The organism is Paenibacillus sp. PvR098, assembly GCF_017833255.1.
GTDB lineage: Bacteria > Bacillota > Bacilli > Paenibacillales > NBRC-103111 > Paenibacillus_G.
Window position 1 is genome coordinate 698489 of sequence record NZ_JAFIBU010000001.1, and the last position, 16431, is coordinate 714919.

Sequence of the window (16431 nt, forward strand, 5' to 3'; positions counted from 1 at the left end):
AGAAAGGCGTGATGTTCATGTCTCTTGAATTAAATATGCTGGTTGCCCATATGCCGCGCATTTGTCACGAAGACCGCGTCGCCGAGTTCCAAAAACCACTGATCCGCGCGATGCATATCGCTTCCCAGGAGCTTTTTAAAGTAAGCCCTGACGTTGTCGTCAGCATTTCATGTCATTTTCCGGCGACATTTCATCATTATGTGAACTGTGCCGCAGTACATCAAGGATCTTTGACCGCGGTGGAGTGTCCCGATTTGATCGCGGATGTGCGCTACCAATATGCCGGAGATCCGGTACTGGCGGAAGAGCTGGTCCATGCGGGAAAAGAAGCGGGATTGCCGATCCTTGCGTTTCGCGACGATGCCTATGTCTGGGATTACGGAACATTGGTACCGATGCGTTATTTGGTACCGAAAGAAAATCTTCCGGTCATCGACTTGTCGGTTTGCTGGGCGGCAAGCCTGGATGAGACGTTTGAGTGGGGGAGAATTGTAGGTGAGACTCTCAAAAACAGTGAGAAAAAAGCCGTATTCGTCAGCAGCGGAGCACTGTCCCATAATCTGGTGCGAGGTCCAGAGAAAATGCCGACGATTTCCGAGCAGGCGCTCGACCAGCAGTTTACGGAGTACCTGCTTTCGGGGAGCCTCGATAAGGCTCGCGAAATGCTGCCGCAATATGCACGGATAGCTGGAGTAGAGTCAGGCGGTCGTCACCTGGCCATCCTTCTTGGCGTAATGGAAGGCAGCGGCAATTACAAGGCTACCTTCCACGGCTATGCCCAGTCGTCAGGAAGCGGTAACGCGGTGATTACTTTTGAGCCTATGGCGGGGTGAGCCATGAAGATGAATGAAAAGAGGTTGATTTCATGAAGCGAACATCATTGGCCGCTGTCACGACCGGAGTTCGAACGACAGAGCTGCAGGAATTCGACCTGCCCGAGGTAGCGGATGATTCCGGACTGCTTCGAATCGAAACCGTAGGCGTGTGCGGAACGGATGTATCCTACTACAAGAAATCACAACCCCCTCGCATACTGGGTCACCATATTGTCGGCTTTATTGAGCGGGTAGGGGAAAAGGCGGCTGCGCGTTGGGGGGTGAAGGAGGGGGATCGGGTAGTACTTGAGGAATATATTCCTTGCGGCCAATGCTCTTTTTGCCGGATGGGCATGTATCGCTCCTGCCAAACGACGGATCCAAGAGCTGGCGGTATTCGATACGGTGCTACACCTGTGGACCTGCGGCCCTCCTTGTGGGGCGGTTTCAGCGAGTTTATGTATCTTCATCCGAACTCGGTGCTGCATCCGATGCCTGAACATGTTCTTCCGGAAGAAGCTGCCCTTACCTTACCCTTGGCTAACGGGTTTGAATGGATGTCACTGCAGGGCGGCGTAGGTCCCGGAAAAACGGTTGTCATACAGGGACCCGGTCAGCAAGGGTTGGCTTGTACCCTCGCAGCAAAGGCGGCCGGGGCTGACTGTGTTATTGTCACCGGAAGAACTACCAGTATGAACCGGCTTGACTTGTCCAGACGCCTCGGTGCCGATCATATTGTGAATATCCAAACTGAAAGTTTGGAAGAACGGGTCCGTGAAATCACTGGCGGCCGGATGGCAGATGTGGTTATCGATTTAACCTCTGGCGGCACAGAGCCGGTGTTATCCTCCGTTGCTATTGCCGGTCGTGGCGGAATGGTTCTATTTGGAGCCTACAAATACACGATGATCCCCGAATTCGACATCGACAGGGTCATTACGAAAACACTTCAGCTCAAAGGCGTCAGGGGACACAGCTATACATCGGTACAAATGGCCGTCGATTTTATCGCTTCGGGCAAATTTCCGCTGCGTATCATGAATTCTCACGATTACGCGTTGGAGGAAACGGACATGGCATTAAAAACGGCAGGGGGAGAAGGCGATCCAGGTCCGCTTCTTGTCACCGTATCGCCCGGGAAGAAAAGATAAAATCCCGCGTTTGATGAGTTGATGCAGCATCTTTTGCTTCGAGAGGGTAAGCAGCCTGAGTCGAAGACGGACCTAGTCCATTTACTGCCAAATACAAAAAACGGGATGGAATGAATCCATCCCGTCCCATTGACGAGCATTTCTTGTATTAGCCGAAATGACCTGCAACTAACTGAGCCGCTCAGTGATCAGCCTGCTGTAGGTCTTTAATTCCTTGACATAGTTTTGTACCTGTTCGGGATACAAATACGATTTGGTTACAGCTAGACTGACGGCTGCGATGACCAGGCCAGTGTTGCTAAGCACCGGAACAGCTACGGAGCAAATTCCGTTTTTATACTCCGACATTCCTACGGAATAGCCATTTTTGCGCACGTCTCGCAGTTGTTCGATGAGCGATTCACCGTTAGTGATGGTTTTGGGCGTATGCAGGTTAAGTCCTTTTTGGACGACTCGCTGGATTTCTTGCTCGGATTGTACAGCAAGGAGAACTTTGCCTGAAGCGCTGCAGTAGCTTGGTATTCGTTTTCCTATTTTCGATACGGTTCCGTTATGATCATCAGGAACCTTTTTGCACAAAAACACGACTTCTCCGCGATCGTAAACGCCTAAATGAACCGCCTCACGGTATGTTGTCATCAGCTTGTTCAAGAGTGGAGTCGCTATCGACCGAAGCTCATTGCCGTGGTATACGGCAAAACCAAGCTCGAACGAGCCGATTCCTAAATGATATTTATGGGTGTACTTGTTTTTCTCCACAAGATTGTTCCCCTTAAGCGTGCTAACTAACCGGAAAATAGTGCTTTTGGCCAATCCTAAACGCTCACTCAGCTCCGTGATGCCAAGCTCTTTATCTTCTAGGGTAAACTCCCGCAAGATACGGATCGCATTGTTAACTGATGAAAGAGGTTCTTGGTATGCCAATGAAAACACCACCTTGAAAATGATTTTTCAGCCATTATGTATTCGCTTACATAATGATTATGACATACCCTTTTGGGAGTTGAAATGTATTGTGCCGTATAGGGGAACACGTTGTAACAACAGCCATACGATCTTAGGAAGGCTCATTTTGACACGATTTCTTTCTAAGCTTAGCCACAATCCATGTCACAAGTGGAAGCACAAGCATAAAAGTTGAGGCATACGCCGGCCACACCCGTTGGATAAAATCGTTCACGTAAACGATGTTAGTATAAATCAGTAAGTTGGTGACAATCGTAAACATGCCAAGCGGTATGGTCAGAAAGGAATAGGATTTCAATCGAAATACTTGACTTGCTCCGAGAGCTGCCGCGAAGAAGGATAAAATTAATTTGAATGTTATGGTAATAAACCATATGCCCCCAATAATGATCTCAACACGTTCAAAAAATTTTCCGACGCTGATCTTTTTTGCAAGGATAAAGCTGGGATAGTTGTGCACCGTAGTTAAGTCCGGTCCCAACACTAGGATGCACAACAATACGATGATAATAATTACAGCACCAGCTATAAGGGACCCGGAATAAAAGGCATGGCCTGCTTTTTTCGAAACCTTTACGAAGGGGTATATCATCATCAAGATGACGTATTCCTGCAAGCTAAAAAAAGGAAAGACCGCTTTGATTACCGGCATCCATCCATTCTCCAATACGGGTTGAATTTTTACTGCATCCATTTTGGGAAGCAACATCAGAATGAGCAGAACCAGCAGCAGCACTACCCAAGGGAAAAAAATTTCCGCTCCCCTGGCCATGACCTCCGGTCCTAAACGAGTCCCCATAATCACGACAACCATCAGACAAGCCATAATAAAAACAATGGGGGTTTCAGGCATCACATCTGTAGTCAGAAAATATCCGATATCTCCAAGCAGCAAAGAGCTTAATATTAAAAAAAACAGAATATAAAGAAAAGACACGGCCTTGCCTAACCATTTACCGAAAACCAATTCGTTCATCTCCATAAGGGTTTTATGGGGAAACCGGCTAGATAGGGCTACATAGACTGCAATCGGCAGTAGCCCGAGGAGAATTCCAAGAATAGAGGAGATCCAGGCATCCTGCTTGGCAACAGCTGCAAGGGGAGATGGAGCTATCAGGATGGATGTGCCCATGCCGAAGAAAATGACAAGGACCGTAAATTGGTGAACCCCTATAGCCCGATTTTCTTTCATGATGGACTCCTTTCTGCTAACGAACCGCACTCTTAACTTATCCAGCCATGAACCAGAATCTTTTATACATCATCGAAATGAGTTCAAGTGGATTGGGTAGACGGTAATTCAGCGTTTGCATGGTATAGATCGTCAATGATGAGATCGTTAATGAGCTATATATCACCATTTCTTTGTACTGCTTTTTTTTATACAGCGTCGGTAGTTCCAGTAGGATTACAAAGATGCTAACGGCGACGGCTAAGATAATGGGCCACATGGGATCTACTTCCTTACACGGGATTTGACGGATTGATTAATCGTTCCGGTTCGGCGGATATCTACGTCAACGGTTACTTGAACTTTTAGGTTAACAAATGTGTCATCCCAATTCTGTTTCCATTGCTTCCAGTGCTTGGGGTATGCTCGGCGAAGTGCTTCTCCGAATCCGAATATATCGGTCTTATAACGCCTTTGTGTGTTTCGTACCGCATCCTGTATGGATGCCTTTATGGTCTGTGCACTGATCTGTTCGATTTGCTGAATCGAAGAGGGATCCAGCATATTGATGTCGCATGTGACATCCCCGACATTACCTTCGGCATAAACTTCTATACTTACTTCCGGTTCTCCATCGCTCGTTAAATGTCCCTTAATTTTTGTTTTTGTTCGAATGAGCTCAACGGCAACTTCTCCCCCAAGGCATTTTTGAACGCCAACCGTGCTTTTAACCTTTCCTTGAATAAAGTTATAGCCCTTGCTATCGTTTTCATTTAGCCATCCAATCAACTTATCGCTTTTAAATACCGCAATGCCGTCATATTGCAAGAGGGTAGCAACGGTTGAAGATTGTAAATTATCCATTTTCTGCCCCTTACTATGAGGGCCCACCATAAACATACCTGTTAAAACAGGGCTCTTGCCCTCACTTTGCAAGTCGCTAATTAACATGTCCAGCGTCATTTTTCCTGTGGCTGCCCATGCTTTTTCTGACATTTCCAAAGAACCATACATTTTATTCGCTGGTATTCTTTCTTGAGGTGTCAAAATATCCAGGATGTCCCCGGCCTTTGCTTGCTTGGCTATGACGACATAAAAATCCGTTCTTAGTTCATGATCTCTGGAAAGAAAATCAATGGGATCCGCAATTCCTTTCCTTGCCAAGTCTTCACCAATCACCAGCATACGAAGGTGGGCTAGATAAATTTTTCGATTCAACTTGGTTGTCATCCTTCTAATAGCCTCAAAAACGGAACGGCCTTGAGAACGAAACGTGGATACCGGTGAGCCGCCAGCTCCCCCGGATTTGGAGGCAATATCTTTGGGATTGACCAGCTGCACGGTAACCAGATATTGACCAGCTTCCGATATATCTAATCCCATGGCCACCGCTATGGACAGCTCATTGAGTTCCGTACGATTCCAGCAGCCGGTCAACAGCAGGATCAATCCGGTAATCAACAGCCATTTCCACCAATTTAAAATCATAGGAAACCTCCTTTATGAATTGGAGCTATCCTTTCCATGTAGGTCTTGGTTTGGAGAAATCGTTTCCGACCCGATCCGAATGTAGTTTCGATTTTTCGTGTAAAAAGGTCTTGAAAACATAGCCCAACGAGGTACACGAAGAATGGCATCCTTTTGATCATCCAGATGGAACGGAGCGAATGTGCTCAAGTACGGCACCCCAAAAGAGCGAAGGCTGCATAAGTGAAAAACGATGATAAACAACCCTAACAAGATACCGAATATGCCTAAGGAACCAGCCAGCATCATCATAAAAAAGCGTAGAAGTCGTAAGGAAATAGCAATACTGTACGAAGGAATGACGAAATTGGCTATTGCCGTTAATGAAACGATAATCACCATAGCCGGGGAAACAAGCCCGGCTTCCACTGCCGCTTGACCTATGACGAGTGTACCCACGATGGATACCGCTTGTCCGACCGTTTTGGGCATTCTTACTCCAGCTTCTCTTAAGATTTCAAAGGTGATCTCCATGATCATGGCTTCCACGAACGCGGGAAATGGGACATCCTCCCGTGCTGCGATTAGATTCATTAGAAGTTGGGGTGGGAGAATTTCCTGATGAAAAGTGATAATAGCGACATAAAGCGCAGGAGCAACAAGCGCAATGCCAAGGCTTGCATAACGGATCAACCGAATGAACGTGGCAAAATCCCACCGTTGGTAATGATCCTCTGAAGCCTGTAAAAATTGAACGAACAGCGCAGGTACAATTAATACAAAAGGCGTCCCATCCACCAGAATGGCTACTCTTCCTTCTAATAATTCAGCCGAGATGACATCAGGTCTCTCCGAGTTATAAACCAGCGGAAATACGGTTAGGGTTTTGTCCTGGATAAATTCTTCGATATACCCGCTCTCCAAAATGCTGTCGATATCAATTGAATTCAAACGCGTGCGTACTTCATCCACTACTTTCGGGCTTGCGATTCCATTGATGTACATCATGGCGACATCCGTTTGGGTGACTCGTCCGATTTGAAGGGTTTCCATCCAAAGATCCGGATTTTTAATTCTTTTGCGCAAAAGTGAAGTGTTAGTCCGTAAAGACTCCGTGAAGCCGTCCCGGGGACCTCTAACCACTGATTCGGTATTCGGTTCTTCTATACTGCGCTCCTTCCATTGTCTCGAACCAGCAATGACACCATAATCCAGGCCATCAAATAAGATAGCGGTATCCCCGGAGAGAATTGCCTTCAGAAGTGAGGTCATGTCACGGACCATCTTTACTGAACCTACAGGAACGAAAAGACGTTGAATGAAATCTTCAGCATCGATTATAGGCCACTGCACTTGCTGGTTCGATTGTTCATGCAGGATCATGACTAGAGGCTCCAGCACAGACTTCGTATCAGTAATCCCGTCGAAATACAAAATCGCTGCATTTTGCTGATTTTTATCGCCCATTATGAAATGTCTGATCATTAGATCCGTGCTGTTTCCTAGTCGTTGTGTGATTACGTCGATATTAGTGTTTAAACGGGTGTCCAACGATATTTCGGACGTTGAACCCTCAATCTGCGGAGACTTTTGGTTGGGAGAATGGGAAAGCTTTTTTTTAATCCATTTTCGAAACAACTTCATTGGAACCATGCCCCCTAATCATTACAGAGTGATTTGGTATAAAGTTATGTTTACCAATTTAACGAAAAAAATCCATAGCAGGATAGATATAATAATTGCACAGTGAATGATTGCGGTTCACATTCTGTTCTGAGAAGTAATGTATTTACAAATGCAAGCTGAAACTTTATGATAAGACTATGATTGAGAAAACGTTTACTCACGAGGGGCGAACATGTCCAATATTACGATTAAAGAAATCGCTGATTTAGCAGGGGTGTCCGTTGCGACGGTATCCAGAGTATTGAATGGAAATGGACGATATTCAGATGAGACCAAACAACGAGTGCTGGGGATCGCGGAGAAATTCAATTACAGAACCAATGTGGTGGCCAAAAGCTTGAGGACCAATCAATCCAAGACGATAGGCGTCATTGTTCCGGATATTACCAACGAGTTTTTCGCGAAGATTGCGCTGGCTATTGAACATGTTTTGGTTCCATACGGGTATTCCATTTTTATATGCAATACGAGTGAAGATCATGAGAAAGAAAAAAGGTTTGTCCGGGATTTGGAATCCAAGGGTGTGGATGGTTTGATCTATGTTTCGGGTAACATGAATATCCCGGATGAGGCTACCATCAAAAGACTTCCCATTGTCTGTATCAATCGTCGCGATCCGCAAAATCAGGAGTTTGTTGTCGTTGAATCCGATAATTATAACGGGGGCTTTGTGGCCACAGAAGAATTAATTGCTCAAGGCTGCAAGCATATCGTCATTGTAAAGGATGAACGTGACATCGTCCCGATGAATGAAAGGTACCGCGGATATCGCGAAGCGTTAAAAAAACATGGAATATTATTAGATTTAGATCTGGTGATCGAGATCCCCGTTGATGTACATCATGCTGAGAAAGCGATGCAGCACCTTTTAGGTCGGGGAGTGAAATTTGATGGCATTTTTGCTTGCACCGATTGGTTAGCGATTGGGGCGCTGAAGGCGTTACAGCAAAATCACATTCACGTTCCTCAAGAGGTACAGGTCATCGGCTTCGATAATATTTTGGTTGGAGAGCACAGCCACCCGACGTTAACAACGATTCATCAAGATAAAATCAAATTAGGAGAGGTCGCCTCCGAGATTCTCCTGAATAGGATTGAACATCGAAATACGTTAACAGAAAGAAAAATCGTTGTACCTGTTTCTTTAATCAAAAGAAATACAACTTTACAGCGCTGAGTAAACGATTACGCAAACTCTATAACCAGAAGCCCAAGGAGGATTTTTAAACATGAGCAGACCAAAAGTATTTGTCCCCAACCGAATCCCTGTACAAGCGCTCCGCTACCTTCAAGAACATTGTGAGGTAGACTACCGGGATGTAGAAGAGAAGCTTTCTGACGCGGAGCTCATCGATGGGCTTGAGGATGCTGAAGGGTTAATGATCTATTCCCGCCAGAAAATTCATGCTTCTATTCTTGAACACGCCCCTCGCTTAAAGGTGGTTAGTAATATCGCTGTCGGATACGATAATTTGGATCTAAAAGAATTAACCATGCGTGGCATTATGGGAACCAATACCCCTGGGGTGTTGACGGAAACAACGGCTGACCTCACCTTCAGTATTCTTACAGCCGCGGCCAGACGGATAGCGGAAGCGGATCATTTTGTGAAAAGCGGTCAGTGGGAAGGCTGGATGCCCAGTTTATTGCTAGGGAAAAATATCTATGGTTCCACGCTTGGGATTATCGGAATGGGAAGGATCGGAGAAGCGGTAGCCCGCCGGGCAAAAGGCTTCGATATGAATATCCTCTATTACAATCGTTCCAGAAAATCGGAGGCCGAGGAGATGTTGGGAGTAGCCTACTCTTCATTAGACGATCTTCTGCAGCAATCCGATTATGTTGTCGTATTGGTTCCGCTGAGTCCGAGTTCAACCCGTTTAATAAGCGAGCGTGAATTTCGGATGATGAAGCGTGATGCCATCTTTGTTAATGTTTCAAGGGGGCCAACCGTAGACGAGCAGGCCTTAATTCACGCTTTACAGGAAGGCTGGATCGCAGGAGCCGCTCTGGATGTGTTTGAGAAAGAACCGGTAGATAAGAATAATCCGTTACTCCAAATGCCGAATGTGGTAACTGTGCCTCACATTGGAAGCGCTACATTGGAAACACGTTCAGAAATGGCCGTGAAGGCCGCTAAGAACTTGATAGCCGGTGTGACAGGGCAAATACCTATGGATCTAGTAAATCCGGACGTCATTCATACAACATCAAGTCAGGAGAGGTAATATGACAAGTTCTTCGTCTATCGTGATACACCCGGATGATTCGGTATGTATTACCCTTCGACCTTTTGCCAAAGGAGAGGAGCTTACTATAAGCGATCGCAGCGTGATTTTGCAAGAGGACATCCCTCAGGGTCATAAAATTGCAAGAAAACGCATACTTTCTGGTGAACATGTGTTAAAATTTGGGTATTCCATCGGGAAAGCCAGCAGTGATATTCAGGAAGGACAATGGGTGCATACCCACAACCTCAGAACGAATTTGGAGGGGATGTCAGACTACCGCTATGAGCCGGCCCAGGAAACCAAAGTAAAGGTACAGTCGAATGAGGTAACTTTTCAGGGTTATGTAAGGAAGAATGGAGATATCGGTATTCGTAATGAAATCTGGATTATTAATACCGTAGGATGCATTAACAAAACCGCGGAATTGCTGGCCAAAATGGGTAATGAACAATATAACCATGCAAAATTCGATGGAGTGTTTCATTTTGCCCATCCTTTTGGCTGCTCGCAGCTGGGCGATGACCTAAGGATGACCCAAAGCATCTTAAGTGATCTGGTTCATCACCCGAACGCTGCTGGTGTGCTCGTGCTTGGACTCGGATGCGAGAATAATTATGTTGAGCTGTTTAAGAAGTCCATCGGAGAGTTCGACCCGAATAGGGTAAAATTTCTAGTCTCCCAAGAAATCGAGGATGAATTAGAAATCGGTATGGAATTGATAGGGGAATTGGTAGGCTACGCGGAACAGTTTGAGCGAGAGCCTGTGCCTGTCTCTTCCTTGAAAGTGGGTCTGAAATGCGGAGGATCGGACGGTTTCTCCGGCATTACAGCCAATCCTCTTGTGGGAAGCTTCTCCGATGTTTTGGTTTCTCAAGGCGGAACTTCGATCATGACCGAAGTTCCGGAGATGTTCGGAGCAGAGACTATTCTTATGAATCGGGCAAACAATGAGGAAGTATTTCATCAAACGGTTTCACTTATCAACGACTTTAAGCAATATTATATCAAGCATGATCAGGTTATCTATGAGAATCCTTCCCCTGGGAACAAGCAGGGAGGGATTACGACTTTAGAGGAAAAATCGTTAGGTTGTGTCCAAAAAGGGGGACACGCCCAAGTGATGGACGTGCTTCCTTATGGCGTCAGAGTAACGAAGAACGGTTTGAATCTGGTTGAAGGTCCAGGTAATGATCTCGTATCCGTTACGGCTCTAGCTGCGTCCGGAGCGCATATCGTTCTGTTTACCACTGGGCGCGGGACGCCGTTTGGAGGGCCTGTACCTACGGTGAAGATTTCAACGAACAGTCAGTTGTTCCAGAGAAAACGGAATTGGATCGATTTTAATGCCGGACAACTGCTTGAGGACGTGGAGTCCGAGCACTTGACAGGCGAGTTGTTTAATTATGTCCTGCAAGTAGCTTCTGGGGAAGTGAAAACTTGTAATGAGCGAAACGGCTTTAAAGAGATCGCGATCTTTAAGGATGGAGTGACTTTATAAAGGAGGTAAGATACGGTGGAATCACTTAATTTAAGTTTATACCCTGAAATTGAATTGCCCCGCTTTGTTAAAGTAAAGCAAAACTTTGATCCTCAGAAGCTGGAAGATATCCCGGACGAGATTCAGAAAAATATAGCGCCATATCTCGAGAATCTTAAGGACAAACGCATTGCTGTAGGTGTCGGGAGTCGTGGGATCCATAACATCGACCTCATCACAAAATGCGTGGTTGATCAACTGAAGCAGGCGGGCGCTCGGCCGTTTATTATCCCGGCGATGGGCAGTCATGGCGGAGCGACACCTGAAGGACAAGCCGAAATTTTGGAAGCCTACGGAATTTCTGAGGAAACGATGGGTGTTGAGATCGATGCGACCATGGATGTGGAATCGGTCGGGGAGATTGAACCGGGACTCGAGGTGTATGTGGCCAAAAGCGTAATGGAAGCAGATGGGATCGTTATTATTCCGAGAATTAAAGCGCATACGGCGTTCCGGGGTGAAGTCGAGAGCGGGATTTGCAAAATGCTGGTCATCGGGCTAGGTAAACAAGCGGGCACAGATCTTGTGCATCGTCAGGGATTTGGACGTTTCGCAGAACTGATTCCCTCTATTGGCCGCATGATTGCTGAAAAAACCAAATTTCTTTTTTCCGTATCCATCATCGAGAATGGGTATGAAGAAACGTATAAAATTGAAGTCATACCCAAGCAGGACGTGATCACGTTAGAAAGAGAAAAAGCCCTTCTTGAAGAAAGTAAGAATAAGATGGGCAAGATCCTGTTTCCCAAATTTGATGTGTTAATCATTGAACAGATCGGTAAAAACATCAGCGGCGATGGACAAGATCCCAACGTGACCGGGCTTTATGTGACAAAGTATGCCAGTGGAGGTCCTGAGTTTCAGAATTGTGCCATTTTCGATTTAACGGAAGAGACACATGGGAACGCGAATGGTATGGGAACGGCAGACGTCATTACCCGCAAACTGTTTGATAAGATTGACTTCATTTCCATGTATACGAATTCTTTCACCAGCACGGAATCCATTCCTGTCAAAATCCCGATGGTCGCCTCCACACCAGAGGACGCCCTGCGCATCGCCGTGAAGATGTGTAATGGAATTGATCCTTACCAACATAAGATTGTATGGATCAAAAACACCCTGGAGTTAGGTGAGATTATCATTAGTGAGCCCTTATTAGAGGAAGCCGAAACTAACCCGAATATTGAGATTAGTTCGGATTTGGTAGAGCTTACTTTCGCCAATGGGGAACCGCTGTTTCATTGCTAAAATCGGAAGGGTCCAGTGCATATGGAGGTGGATAGATTGATGAAGCTTCGTTGTGCGATTCTTGATGACTACCAGCAAGCTGCGCTAACCATGGCTGACTGGTCGCCTATATCTGAATTGGTGGAGGTCCAGTCATTTGACCAGCATGTGGATCAGGAGGATGAGCTCGTTAAGATCCTTAGAGATTATGAGATCATTGTAATCATGCGCGAACGTACTCCTTTTCCTGCTTCGCTTTTTGCGCGTTTGCCTAAGCTGAAGATGCTCATCACCTCGGGCATGCGTAATGCATCTATAGACCTTGCTGCCGCGGCTTCTCATGGTGTTGTAGTTTGTGGGACGGGAAGTAAGTCTGACCCACCTACAGAGCTTACATGGGCGTTGATTCTTGGGCTTGCCCGTCATATCGTTCAAGAAAACAATGCTATCCGAGCGAATGGTCGCTGGCAAAGTACGATCGGGACAGATCTTTATGGCAAGCAGCTCGGCGTGCTGGGTCTCGGTAAGATCGGCAGCAAGGTGGCTCGTATTGGCATGGCCTTCGGGATGAATGTGACGGCCTGGAGTCAAAACTTATCCCAAGAACAGGCCGATGCTGTAGGCGTACGTTTAGCTGCCTCGAAAGAGGAGCTGCTTGAGAGCAGCGACTTTGTCTCCATTCATCTCGTGCTCAGCGATAGGACGAGAGGATTGCTTGGCAGAGAGGAGCTTCAACGGATGCGTCCTACGGCGTATTTAATCAATACCTCACGTGCTGCGATTGTGGATCAACCAGCTCTCATTGAAGCTCTGCAGAATCGGTGGATCGCAGGCGCGGGTATCGATGTGTTCGACATGGAGCCTCTGTCAAAGGAGGACCCGTTCCGAAAGCTGTCTAATGCTCTCACGACACCTCATCTCGGGTATGTGTCCCAAGGAAATTATCATACATATTATCGGGAAGCGGTAGAAAACATCCAGGCTTTTTTGTCCGGGGCACCGATTCGCAAGCTCTCCTAAGCCGACAAATCCGCGTACAACATCGCGGATTTTTTTGTTCATCCTTTCCGCTTACTAAAGGGGGCATGAACAATACGTTTATTTGACGAGCGAAAAAAATAAGTAGAAGTGTTTGAGCTTTTGCATTACAATAGTGGTGCGCGAGAATTGGTAAATTAGGCAGCTTACAGAAGGACGTGGGAAAATGAGACGAAATCAGTTTCGATTGCGTGTAAACTGGGGAGATACGGACAAGGCAGGAATCGTTTATTATCCGAATTATTTTAAGTGGTTTGACATTGCAGGTCACCAGTTCTTCCGAAGCATTGATCTTTCTCCTACAACATTGTCGGAGCGGGAGGGTGTGATTTTACCTCTGCTGGATGTTCGCTGCTCATTCGAGAAACCGCTTTACTACGACGATGTCATCACCGTGATGACGGAAGTGGCTGAGGTCAATGCCAAAACATTGAAGCTCACGCACCAGGTATTTGCTCGTGATATTCGCACAGGCCATGGTTATGAGTTGCGCGGATGGGTGAAAGAGGTGAATGGAAACATGAAGGCGGTAGATATTCCTTCAGCCTATCGGGCGATTCTGGAAGAGGATTGTCCGTTTCCACCGTTAAATTCAGACCCGTGGTTGTGTTCGTGAGGTGATAGAGATGATGGATGAATTACGAAACCGGCAGCAGAGATTACAGCAAATGATGAAGCAGAGTGGAATTGATGCTTTCGTCATTACCCACAATGTTGGGCTTTATTATTTTACAGGCTCGATGCAAACGGGATATTTGCTGATCCCATCCGAGGGAGAAGCAACATTCTTTGTTCGGAAAAGCGTGTCTCGCGCCCGCCGCGAATACGAAGGCAGGGTGGAGCCGCTTGAATCGTTGACCGAACTGCGGACTCGATTGGAGCAGGAGCGTCCGGACTTGTATCGTGGTAAGGCTTTAGTTTATGCCACAGAGTATGACGTGCTGCCCTTATCGTATTATCAACGATTAGTTAAGGCGCTGCCTAGCGTCACTTGGGTGGACGGAGCGTTGTTGATCCGCGAAACCCGAATGATCAAGACGCCCTACGAAATCCAGAAAATTAAGGATTCAGCTATGGTGCTTCATTCCGCGCTCGAGCGTTCCTTATCATACATTCACGTGGGCATGTCGGAGCTTGAGATGATCAGCCGCATCGAGCATGACATGCGGCAATCAGGGCATATCGGTCTCATGCGTATGAGGGCATACAATCAGCAGGCCTCCTCCGGAATCATCGTATCAGGTGCTTCCGCTGCACTTCCTACTTACTTTGACGGGCCAGCTGGAGGAGAAGGGCTTACTGCAGCTTTTCCTATCGGATCAAGCCGCAGGGCATTCGAGAAGAATGTTCCGATACTTATTGATGTGGGTTGCTGTATCGACGGCTATCATATTGATCAATCGAGAACATTGGTGTTTGGGGAATTGCCTGAGGATTTGCAGCATGCGTACGATACTGCGGAACGGATCGCGAGACAAACGGAAATAAATATGCAGCCGGGCATTATTTGTGAACGTTTGTTTCAAGATGCGCTAATCACTGCGGAAGAAGAGCGGCTGATCGACCATTTCATGGGTTATAAAGAGGACCGGGCTAAATTTTTGGGGCATGGCATCGGGCTCGAGATTGATGAATTTCCTGTGTTGGCCGAGAAGTTTATGTACCCCCTTCAGACCGGAATGGTCATTGCTGTTGAACCGAAGTTCACATTCCCTGACCTCGGCGTCGTCGGCACGGAAGACACCTATTACATCACTGAGACGGGATGCGAAAGACTCTCGGTAACTGCGCCTGGCTTGATTCGAATGTAGATATACGAAAATCGGAACAAGAAATGGGGCTTGTTTCTTTCATGGACCCAAGGTGACGGCGTGTTTGGAGAACACACCGTCACCTTGGGTCCATTATTGTTTAACAACACAAAAAGGGTACTATGAATCTGATGATTCGTGTTATTAAAGAATGTTTGGTATTGTCAAAAGAGATTGAAGGTATATAATTAAAGCTGCAACTAAAATATCAGCCTTCTATTATATAGACGGGTTTAATCAACAAGGAGATAACCATCATGGGAAAACTTTCCCGGACGCAAACCATTTATTTCATCATCTTTCTAGTCACCGTCTGGGGAGTGAATTGGCCGTTATCCAAAATTGCTCTTTCCTATACACCACCGGTGCTATTCTCGGGACTTCGAACCTTATTAGCTGGATTGATCTTGCTGATCATCGCCCTTCCAAGATATAAGCAGCTCCTTTTTAAGGAAACATGGGCGATTTATTTGCTATCCGCTTTGTTTAATGTGGTCTTATATTACGGCTTGCAAACGATCGGACTGAATTACTTGCCGGCGGGTTTGTTTTCTGCCATCGTATTTCTTCAGCCTGTGCTCGTCGGTATTTTGTCATGGATGTGGCTCGGAGAGTCGATGTATGGCTTGAAGATTCTGGGTCTCATTCTCGGTTTTTCCGGCGTCGGAATCATAAGTACGGGGGGGGTATCCGGTGAGATCTCCAGCATAGGCGTCATGTTGGCCATAGGTTCCGCTATGAGTTGGGCGATAGGAACGGTTTATGTTAAAAAGAAGGCTTCGGGAGTGGATCCCATCTGGCTTGTAACTCTTCAGCTGATCGCCGGCGGACTGTTCATGACGGCTGGTGGCTTAGGGGTTGAGAGTTGGTCCGACATTGTCTGGACACCTACTTTTATCCTGTGTCTATTGTTCATTTCGCTTTTTGTCATCGCGATCGGCTGGCTTGTCTTCTTTAGGCTCATCGACTCCGGTGAGGCCAGCAAAGTGGCATCGTACACCTTTTTCATTCCCATCGTGGCGATTCTGATCGGCAGCCTTGTTCTTCAAGAACCGCTTACATTATCTCTTTTGCTCGGTGTAGTGTTGATCCTCGTCAGCATCTATTTTGTGAACCGGACACCGAAAAGAATGGTATTAAAAAGGGTTGCTTTAAAAAACAAGAGCTAGCCTAAGTATGTATCATTATAACAAGAAGAGAACCCCCTATCACGGGGGTTCTCTTTTTCATTATCTCTGCTTTGATTGTCGAAACGATTGGAATTGGGTCATCAGCTTTTGACGGGCCTCTTTATTTCTAAGTAAATATGCGGCTCCCATACTAATAGC

The 16431-nt window shown here is 46.4% G+C and carries 15 protein-coding genes; 10 read left to right on the forward strand and 5 right to left on the reverse strand.

From position 1 onward, the window contains the following. The first annotated feature begins 17 nt into the window (after positions 1-17). Both JOE45_RS03455 and JOE45_RS03460 read left to right on the forward strand, forming a co-directional pair. Entirely contained in the window at positions 18-833 is an 816-nt protein-coding gene (locus tag JOE45_RS03455) for a DODA-type extradiol aromatic ring-opening family dioxygenase (RefSeq protein WP_210021514.1), read from the forward strand. Positions 834-865: 32 nt separating this feature from the next. After that, a complete protein-coding gene (locus JOE45_RS03460; RefSeq protein ID WP_210021513.1) occupies positions 866-1966 on the forward strand; it encodes a zinc-dependent alcohol dehydrogenase in 1101 nt (366 codons plus the stop codon). A 168-nt stretch (positions 1967-2134) separates the two neighbouring features. Here the strand turns inward: JOE45_RS03460 and JOE45_RS03465 are convergent, their stop codons facing one another. The 5 genes from JOE45_RS03465 to JOE45_RS03485 form a co-directional block, all read right to left on the reverse strand. Then, positions 2135-2890: an IclR family transcriptional regulator gene (locus tag JOE45_RS03465; RefSeq protein WP_210021512.1), complete on the reverse strand. Its 756-nt coding sequence runs from the start codon at positions 2888-2890 to the stop codon at positions 2135-2137. Positions 2891-3023: 133 nt separating this feature from the next. Continuing rightward, positions 3024-4124 carry a GerAB/ArcD/ProY family transporter gene (locus tag JOE45_RS03470; protein ID WP_210021511.1) on the reverse strand — a complete coding sequence of 367 codons (1101 nt, stop codon included), beginning with the start codon at positions 4122-4124 and terminating at the stop codon, positions 3024-3026. 37 nt (positions 4125-4161) lie between these two features. Next, on the reverse strand, positions 4162-4383 hold the full coding sequence (locus JOE45_RS03475; protein ID WP_210021510.1) for a hypothetical protein: 222 nt from the start codon (positions 4381-4383) through the stop codon (positions 4162-4164). A 5-nt stretch (positions 4384-4388) separates the two neighbouring features. Further along, the gene (locus tag JOE45_RS03480) at positions 4389-5591 is read right to left on the reverse strand and encodes a Ger(x)C family spore germination protein (RefSeq protein ID WP_210021509.1); all 1203 of its coding nucleotides are present in this window, start codon (positions 5589-5591) and stop codon (positions 4389-4391) included. A 12-nt stretch (positions 5592-5603) separates the two neighbouring features. Further along, positions 5604-7214: a spore germination protein gene (locus JOE45_RS03485; RefSeq protein WP_210021508.1), complete on the reverse strand. Its 1611-nt coding sequence runs from the start codon at positions 7212-7214 to the stop codon at positions 5604-5606. A gap of 214 nt (positions 7215-7428) precedes the next feature. Here JOE45_RS03485 and JOE45_RS03490 point away from each other — a divergent pair, with 214 nt between their 5' ends. The 8 genes from JOE45_RS03490 (at position 7429) to JOE45_RS03525 (ending at position 16272) form a co-directional block, all read left to right on the forward strand. Further along, a complete protein-coding gene (locus JOE45_RS03490) occupies positions 7429-8433 on the forward strand; it encodes a LacI family DNA-binding transcriptional regulator (RefSeq protein ID WP_210021507.1) in 1005 nt (334 codons plus the stop codon). A gap of 52 nt (positions 8434-8485) precedes the next feature. Next, a complete protein-coding gene (locus JOE45_RS03495) occupies positions 8486-9484 on the forward strand; it encodes a 2-hydroxyacid dehydrogenase (protein ID WP_210021506.1) in 999 nt (332 codons plus the stop codon). A gap of 1 nt (position 9485) precedes the next feature. Next, complete coding sequence (locus JOE45_RS03500; RefSeq protein ID WP_210021505.1) at positions 9486-10985, forward strand: UxaA family hydrolase; 1500 nt, start codon at positions 9486-9488, stop codon at positions 10983-10985. 15 nt (positions 10986-11000) lie between these two features. After that, positions 11001-12275 carry a nickel pincer cofactor-dependent isomerase, group 22 gene (locus JOE45_RS03505; RefSeq protein WP_210021504.1) on the forward strand — a complete coding sequence of 425 codons (1275 nt, stop codon included), beginning with the start codon at positions 11001-11003 and terminating at the stop codon, positions 12273-12275. Between the two features lie 39 nt (positions 12276-12314). After that, positions 12315-13274 carry a D-2-hydroxyacid dehydrogenase family protein gene (locus tag JOE45_RS03510; protein WP_210021503.1) on the forward strand — a complete coding sequence of 320 codons (960 nt, stop codon included), beginning with the start codon at positions 12315-12317 and terminating at the stop codon, positions 13272-13274. A 184-nt stretch (positions 13275-13458) separates the two neighbouring features. Then, the gene (locus JOE45_RS03515; RefSeq protein WP_210021502.1) at positions 13459-13908 is read left to right on the forward strand and encodes an acyl-CoA thioesterase; all 450 of its coding nucleotides are present in this window, start codon (positions 13459-13461) and stop codon (positions 13906-13908) included. A 10-nt stretch (positions 13909-13918) separates the two neighbouring features. After that, positions 13919-15103 carry a M24 family metallopeptidase gene (locus JOE45_RS03520; RefSeq protein ID WP_348632473.1) on the forward strand — a complete coding sequence of 395 codons (1185 nt, stop codon included), beginning with the start codon at positions 13919-13921 and terminating at the stop codon, positions 15101-15103. Positions 15104-15360: 257 nt separating this feature from the next. Beyond that, positions 15361-16272: a DMT family transporter gene (locus JOE45_RS03525; RefSeq protein ID WP_210021501.1), complete on the forward strand. Its 912-nt coding sequence runs from the start codon at positions 15361-15363 to the stop codon at positions 16270-16272. Positions 16273-16431: the final 159 nt, after the last annotated feature.